Source organism: Oceanibium sediminis, from assembly GCF_003265325.1.
Lineage (GTDB): Bacteria > Pseudomonadota > Alphaproteobacteria > Rhodobacterales > Rhodobacteraceae > Halovulum > Halovulum sediminis.
In genome coordinates this window covers 393,867-400,657 of record NZ_QGNX01000005.1, presented here as the reverse complement: position 1 = coordinate 400,657, position 6,791 = coordinate 393,867, and the positions used below count along the sequence as shown (strand labels likewise).

At 60.9% G+C, this 6,791-nt stretch carries 8 protein-coding genes; 3 read left to right on the top strand and 5 right to left on the bottom strand.

What is annotated here, in order from left to right; genetic code table 11:
* Window positions 1-116: 116 nt before the first annotated feature.
* From DJ029_RS15375 to DJ029_RS15365, 3 genes are all read right to left on the bottom strand, one after another.
* On the bottom strand, window positions 117-500 hold the full coding sequence (locus DJ029_RS15375; RefSeq protein ID WP_112323344.1) for a hypothetical protein: 384 nt from the start codon (window positions 498-500) through the stop codon (window positions 117-119).
* A gap of 71 nt (window positions 501-571) precedes the next feature.
* Window positions 572-997, bottom strand: a complete 426-nt coding sequence (locus tag DJ029_RS15370; protein WP_112323343.1) for a hypothetical protein — start codon at window positions 995-997, stop codon at window positions 572-574.
* 178 nt (window positions 998-1,175) lie between these two features.
* Window positions 1,176-1,511 carry an arsenate reductase family protein gene (locus DJ029_RS15365; protein ID WP_370445247.1) on the bottom strand — a complete coding sequence of 112 codons (336 nt, stop codon included), beginning with the start codon at window positions 1,509-1,511 and terminating at the stop codon, window positions 1,176-1,178.
* Between the two features lie 308 nt (window positions 1,512-1,819).
* Here DJ029_RS15365 and DJ029_RS15360 point away from each other — a divergent pair, with 308 nt between their 5' ends.
* Window positions 1,820-2,152, top strand: coding sequence for a GYD domain-containing protein (locus DJ029_RS15360; RefSeq protein WP_112323342.1), 333 nt, complete (start codon window positions 1,820-1,822; stop codon window positions 2,150-2,152).
* A 665-nt stretch (window positions 2,153-2,817) separates the two neighbouring features.
* Here the strand turns inward: DJ029_RS15360 and DJ029_RS21775 are convergent.
* Together DJ029_RS21775 and thyX are read right to left on the bottom strand one after the other, a co-directional pair.
* Complete coding sequence (locus DJ029_RS21775) at window positions 2,818-3,483, bottom strand: hypothetical protein (RefSeq protein ID WP_157966396.1); 666 nt, start codon at window positions 3,481-3,483, stop codon at window positions 2,818-2,820.
* Entirely contained in the window at window positions 3,480-4,388 is a 909-nt protein-coding gene (gene thyX / locus DJ029_RS15350; protein ID WP_112323340.1) for an FAD-dependent thymidylate synthase, read from the bottom strand. The genes DJ029_RS21775 and thyX overlap by 4 nt, the downstream gene beginning before the upstream one ends.
* Window positions 4,389-4,662: 274 nt before the next feature.
* Between thyX and DJ029_RS15345 the strand changes: the two genes are divergently transcribed.
* Together DJ029_RS15345 and DJ029_RS15340 are read left to right on the top strand one after the other, a co-directional pair.
* Entirely contained in the window at window positions 4,663-5,100 is a 438-nt protein-coding gene (locus DJ029_RS15345; protein ID WP_112323339.1) for a universal stress protein, read from the top strand.
* Window positions 5,101-5,113: 13 nt separating this feature from the next.
* A complete protein-coding gene (locus DJ029_RS15340; RefSeq protein WP_112323338.1) occupies window positions 5,114-6,664 on the top strand; it encodes an alanine/glycine:cation symporter family protein in 1,551 nt (516 codons plus the stop codon).
* The last annotated feature ends 127 nt before the right edge of the window (window positions 6,665-6,791 follow it).

The window sequence follows — 6,791 nt, the reverse complement described above, 5'->3', positions numbered from 1 at the left end:
AACCTCTCGATGTTTTCCCAACCGCGTCTCTGCGCCGCCGGTGAGGGGTTATCTACGGATCACCCGTCCGACTCGCAAGAGACAAATTCGCTTTTTTCGAAATTATTTTGATGACCCTACGTAAGCCCGCCCGGTTCGCGCGTTGCAGCCCCCAAAAGGGCGAAAAAACCGGCCATTCCGCACATCGCGACGGGGAACAATGCGAAGAAGCCCGCGCCGAAGGCGGCGAACATGCCCGCGGCCGCCACGAACAGCAGAATCGAACCTGTAAAAGGGCGCAAAACAGCCATGGCGCCGCCGGCGATGGCGAGCAGCGGGCCCACCACGCCCACTATGCGCAGCATCTGCGCGTTTGTGGGTGTATCGAGGGCGACCGGCAGCTGGCCGGTCACCTCTCCATCTATCCAGCCGGTGAAGGCGATCCATCCCGCGACGGATATGCCCATGATCAGACCGAGGACTCCCCCGATCACGCCAAGAAGGACGGCTGCCTGTTTCATGAGTCTCCCCTGCCCTTATGGCGGTTGTCATGTGTATCGAATCTAGGTGCCATGGCAGTGGATTCCAGAGGTCAGGTAACGACGAAGCCGCCGGCCTGCGGATCGAAGCAGGACACCGAGGACAGCGGCGGCAGGTTGTCCGTGGCGGACCCCTGGACGAGCCGGCCGCGCGCCCGATCCCTTGCGGTACAGACCCGTCCTTCCGTCACAGTGTAGCCCTTGTTGGACATGCAGCGGTCCACGAAGGCCTTCTTCCTGTTCACGTCCTGATCCGCCAACGCCACTAGTTCGGCCAATTCCTCTTGAGTCGTGAACGGACCAGCACCAACAGCTGCCAGATAACAGGCCTGTTGGTCGGCGGCGCGGGTCGCGACAGGGGTGTTTTCCTTCCAGATGACCGGCGTGAAGGTCGCCGGCTCATTGGTGGACAGCGGCATTGTCGCCCCGCAGGCGGAAAGAACGAAAAGAAATGGGATAACGGTGTGGAATCGGCGCACGAGGGATCCTCCTTTAAGTCAGTGCTTTACAGGAGTGCTAGCACAGCGGATCGCGCCTGCGGATGCAAAATGCCGTGGATGCGCGAGAAACCGCCACCCGGCGCCCCCTGCCACGCCGACAGGACGCAACCTACCCCACACCTTGCGAGGCCCGGTCCGGATCAGTCGTGGGGAAGGCCTATGCCCCCCAGCTTTCGGCAATCCCCTGGTCCCAGCCGAGGGTCATGCGGGTGCCGTCCTGGATCACGGGGCGTTTCATCAGCGCGGGATGCTCCCGCAGCTGGTCCTCCGCCTCGGAGGCTTTCATGAAATCGGACAGGCCGCGCCAGGTCGTGGACTTCGTGTTCACGAGACGGTCACCGAATTCGGCGAGCAGCGGGGCCCATTCCTCATCGGAAAGGGGCGTCGCCCGGATGTCGCGGAAATGCACGTCATGGCCCGCGGCCTCCAACGCCTTGCGCGCCTTGCGGCAGGTATCGCAGGTGGGCAGACCGAGAAGAGTGATTGAGGGCATGGCTGTTCTTTATTCGTCAGTCGGATAATCGGCAATCGGCGGTTGTTCCGCGCAACAGGCATGACCGGCCTGCATGATTCTTGCAAGCGGCATGAAGAGTTTCGCCTTTTCTGGGCCGCTGACCTTCCGCAATTTGCGCGCCCGTCTCTGTTCACTGCGGCGCGGTCCCCGCATTACCACCCCTGACCGGGGCAAGGGCCCTGCCCTGTCGGCGGCGTATGCAATCTGCCCCGCGCGGGATGGCCCGGATCGTGCTAAGATAGAGCGCCCGGGCGTATTCCGGGCGCGTGGTAACAAGGAGGGATGAAATGCCCAAGTATATGAGTTTGTTCCGCTACTCCACCGCATCCGTGAAGGGGATGGTCAACAATCCCCAGAACCGCCGGGCCGCAGCGGAGAAAGTGTTCGGCGCCGCGGGCGGCAAGGTCGAATGCATGTACTTCTGCTTCGGCGAATGGGACGGGGTGGTGATCACCGACTTCCCCTCGAACGTGGACGGGGCCTCGGCGATCCTGGCGGTCGGCTCCACCGGCGCGTTTTCCCAGGTGCAGACGATGGTGCTGATGACCATGGATGAAGGCGTTGCCGCGATGGAGGGCGCGAAGAAGATCGTCAGCAGCTACCAGCCCCCGGCGGGCTGAGCGCATGGGGCGCTGCCAGGGACTTCGCCGAGAGTGTGGCGGAGCGGGCAGCGCCCACCCCCGTTATCATAAAGGAAGGTCGGAAACATGCGGAACTCTGGGGAGTGGCCGGTCTTGGTGCACCAAAGGGCCAGCGCCCGTCCGCCGGGTGGGTGCTGCGGTGCTGGGTTTGTGCGATTTATGCCCACGCCCCGCCGTATGCTGGGTCTTCGCGGCAACGCTGCAAAGCGCCCGCCCGAGGGGGCGGACGGGCGCTGGCCCGGCGGCCCTGACGGGCCTTGTTCCGGGCCGAAGAGAATGGGCGTCCTGAAGTGCGACGGCTTGTTCAGACGGTATTGCCCGCTTGGTGAGGGCAGCGCCCGATCCTGGGTGGGCGTGAAGCGCCCTCCCGGGGGGAGGAGTTCCGGCTGTCCCTGAAACCGTCCGGGGGACGGTTTCAGGCAGGAATGGGCGGAGCCCCGGCGGGCGGTGTGCCAATGAATCGGCTCTATCCGCAGTAGAGTACGCATTCATTGCGCATCGTGCATTGCGCATCGTGCGCGGCGCTCACCGAATACGCAGCTTACGCGCGATAAAAATTTGTAGTGAATGATATACCGACTTGACCGCAGGTTGTTCCGTCTGAGGCGCACTCCGTACAGATTTGAGAGTAACAGAAAATCCACTTAAAACGTCACAACTGCTAAAATCCAAATAGAAACTGGAAATATGAAATTCAAAATATACAAATAAAGAAATCCAGCAAGGCTCAACCTACGAAAGCTATTTGGAATATCATCAAGCACAAGCTTCACATTTTTTATCTCGCCTATACTTTTATCAATACTTGAATGTACTTTATTTATATTTCCCTTTACAGTAAGTTCAATATAATCCTTCGCATCACCGCCGAGATCCGGACCGCCACCATTTTTAACATCAAGCTGCTTTACGATTTCGGAAATGGCGCCATCTGCCTCTTCCATCATCTTCTCAGCGACCTTATTGAAAGCCTCCACCCTACGATGAAGATTGTCCAATGGGGAAATTGTATCGTCAACTCCCCCCAAACCGTATGTAGATCCCAAGCTATGCTTTGATGATCGAAACCACTCGATATAACTAACGTGGTCGAACCACCAGTTTGCTAAAAAATTCAATCCGAGGAGCGCTAATATCACATAGCCCGTTTCCACATATGCTCTGGTTGGAATCCGCCTTGAGAATAGCTCCCAAGGCTGATCATTCAAACCGTAGAAATTGATAAATATAATTGCGGCGCAGACACTTACTAACAACCTTCCAGAAGTCTGAGTACTGCGAGAAGCAATCTCAGTTCCGCTAATCTTCACCCCTCCAAAACCCCCATGAACTCACGCCACTCGCCCTTGCTCATGCCGGCCTTCTCGGCGTCCATCTCTTCGCCCTTCAGCATCCGGCGCAGGGCCAGCACACCCTTCCCGGACAATTGCGCGGCGTTCAGGCGGTAATCCTCGAACGCGGCGTAGGCGAGCGGGACCCAGTCGGCGACCATCTCGCAGATCGTCTCGGCGTAGACGCGGATCTCGTACTGGGCGTGGGCGTCGGCGCGCAGGCGCAGGAAGTGGAACAGGTTGTGCAGGTCCGTCTTCCAGTACCACTGGGTATAGACGTTGGCGGGAAGGTTCATGCGCGCGAGTTCGCGGGCAAGACCCGCCTGCCCGTCCTGGCTGAGCATTTCCTCGTAGTGGTCATAGCTGCGCATGGCGTCGGACTTCAGCATCTCCAGCACGCGGGCGGCTTCCTCGCCTTGCAGCGTCTCTCCCCTACCCTGGTTGTTCACGGTGCTCTGCGCGGCCAGCTGCTCGGGCGCGGGGATGTAGAATTCCCGATCCAGGATCGAGTAGCGGGCGGAGTACTCGTTCACGTTGGCCGTGCGGTGGCGGATCCACTGGCGCGCGACGAAGACGGGCAGTTTGACGTGCAGCTTGATCTCGCACATCTCGAACGGGGTCGAATGCCAGTGGCGCATCAGGTACTTGATCAGCCCCGCGTCGTTGGAGACGTGCTTGGTCCCTGCCCCGTAGCTGACCCGCGCGGCCTGCACGATGGCGGCGTCGTCGCCCATGTAGTCGATCACCCGCACGAAGCCGTGGTCCAGCACCTTGTGCGGCGTGTAGAGGCGCTCCTCCATCGCTGGCACGGTGGCGCGGCGGGTGGTGTGGGACTGCGCGCGCAGGGCTGCGATTTCGTCTGAGGGGTGTTCGGCGTCTGACATCTCGGGCGTCCTGCTTTCGGGTCGTGATTCTGAGGTCCACAGTATGTTGCGGAACGTAGGGTGGTGACAACCAAATGTCGTGACCTTTCGCACGTGCCGCAATTTCAGGCAGATGCGTGCGGAGTGATTACAGGCGGGCAGCATAATGATTGACCGACTGCGCCGAAACAGTCAGGCTGACCTTACAAGAAATCAAACCCCTCAAGGGGCAAGACCGTTTCCGAATTTCGGGGCCGGGAAAATCAAGAACACGAAAACGAACAACGGGGACAAGATGTCAACAAAGATAGTCGTGGGGCTGGACGGCCACGGCCCGGACAACCGGGCTGTGGGCTACGCCAGCCATTTGGCCAAACTTATCGGAGACTGCGAGATCATCCTGGTCTATGTCATTGAATGGTCTCCTTTTACCTTCCAGACACCCGAGGAAAACGAGCAGCGCCACAAGCGCCGGGAGGAAGAGATCTCCCTCGCGAACGAGCGGGTGATCACGCCGGCAGTCAAGGCGCTTGCCGATACCGGGCAGCCCGCGCGCGGCATCGTGCGCCACGGCGACGTGGCCGAGCGCCTGGAAGCCATCGCCCAGGAGGAAGGGGCCGACCAGATCGTCGTCGCCCGCACCTCTGACAAGAGCCTGTCCACCCGGATCTTCGGCTCGTCCACAGCCAACCTGGTCATGCATTCCAAGCTGCCGGTCACGGTCGTCGGATAAGGAGCCGAGAGACATGAAATTCATACCCCACATGGCCGTTCCGGCCTTTGCCCTTTCCGCTGTGCCCGCGCTGGCGCAGGAGGAAGCGGCGCTCACCATCGATCAGCAAGTGAACGAGGTCTTCGCCGCCTTCACCGGGCCGTTCGTAAATTTCATCTTCGCGCCGATCCCCGGCACGGCCTTTCCCTGGATCGTGATGTGGCTGGTGGTCGCGGCGTCGATCTTCACCATCTACTTCGGGTTCATCCAGTTCCGCGCCTTCGGGCATTCGATCAGCCTGGTAAAGGGCGACTACTCCGACCCCAATGACGCGGGCGAGGTCAGCCACTTCCAGGCGCTGGCCACGGCGCTTTCGGGCACCGTCGGCCTAGGCAACATCGCCGGTGTGGCGGTGGCCGTCGGCATCGGCGGGCCGGGCGCGACCTTCTGGATGATCCTGGCGGGCCTGCTGGGCATGGCCTCGAAGTTCACCGAGTGTACGCTCGGGGTGAAGTACCGCAACGAGTACCCGGACGGCACCGTTTCAGGCGGCCCGATGTACTACATGTCCAAGGGGTTCCGCGAACAGGGGCGCGCCGGTGGCGGCGTGCTGGCGGTTGTCTTCTCGATCTTCTGCATTCTTGGCTCGCTTGGCGGGGGCAACATGTTCCAAGCCAACCAGGCACATGCGCAGATTGCCAATATCTTCGGCGACTTTCCGGGCTGGATCACCGGCCTTGTCTTTGCTGCGGTGGTGTTCGCGGTGATCGTGGGCGGCATCAAGTCCATCGCGCGGGTGACCGAAAAGGTCGTGCCGTTCATGGGCGTGCTCTACGTCGGCGCGGCGCTGGTCATCCTGATCGTCAACGCAGATCAGATCGGATGGGCGTTCAGCCAGATCTTTGCCGGGGCCTTCACCGGGCTGGGCGTGGCCGGCGGCCTTGTCGGGGCGCTCATCCAGGGCTTCAAGCGGGCCGCCTTCTCGAACGAGGCGGGCGTCGGGTCGGCTGCGATCGCCCACTCGGCGGTGCGCACGAAGGAGCCGATCACCGAGGGCTTCGTGTCCCTGCTTGAACCTTTCATCGATACGGTTGTGATCTGCACCATGACGGCGCTGGTCATCACCATTTCGGGCCAGTTGATTATGGACCCGGAAACCGGACTGTTCCTTCTGAACGAGGGCGGATCGATCCAGACAATCGGCGACACCTCGGGCGTCGGGCTGACTTCGGCGGCCTTCGCCACCGGCTTCAGCTGGTTCCCCTACGTGCTGGCGGTCGCGGTGATCCTGTTCGCCTTCTCGACCATGATTTCTTGGTCGTACTACGGGTTGAAGGCCTGGACCTACCTGTTCGGGGAAGGCCAGACCAAGGAGCTGATCTTCAAGCTGATCTTCTGCGTCTTCGTGGTCATCGGCGCGGCGTCCAGCCTGGGCCCGGTGATCGACTTCTCGGACGCGGCGATCTTCGCCATGGCCGTGGTCAACATCACCGCGCTCTACTTCCTGATGCCCATCGTCAAGCGTGAGCTGGCCAGCTACCAGACCCGCCTGAAGTCGGGCGAGATCCGGAAGTTCAAGCACTGAGCTAAGCGCACCCTGACATCGGGCGCGTCCGGACCACCGGGCGCGCCTTTTTCCTGCCCGCAGACATAACGGCGCTTTGACCTAACGGGCATGGCTGCTTATGTGCGGGACAGCGGATTGGACAAGA

What these genes read in the sequence shown, in the direction of transcription:
- DJ029_RS15365 (WP_370445247.1), bottom strand. Translation starts at nt 1,511, where the DNA reads ATGCCCTCAATCACTCTTCTCGGTCTGCCCACCTGCGATACCTGCCGC.
- DJ029_RS15340 (WP_112323338.1), top strand. Translation starts at nt 5,114, where the DNA reads ATGAAATTCATACCCCACATGGCCGTTCCGGCCTTTGCCCTTTCCGCT.
- DJ029_RS15345 (WP_112323339.1), top strand. Translation starts at nt 4,663, where the DNA reads ATGTCAACAAAGATAGTCGTGGGGCTGGACGGCCACGGCCCGGACAAC.
- thyX (WP_112323340.1), bottom strand. Translation starts at nt 4,388, where the DNA reads ATGTCAGACGCCGAACACCCCTCAGACGAAATCGCAGCCCTGCGCGCG.
- DJ029_RS15375 (WP_112323344.1), bottom strand. Translation starts at nt 500, where the DNA reads ATGAAACAGGCAGCCGTCCTTCTTGGCGTGATCGGGGGAGTCCTCGGT.
- DJ029_RS15360 (WP_112323342.1), top strand. Translation starts at nt 1,820, where the DNA reads ATGCCCAAGTATATGAGTTTGTTCCGCTACTCCACCGCATCCGTGAAG.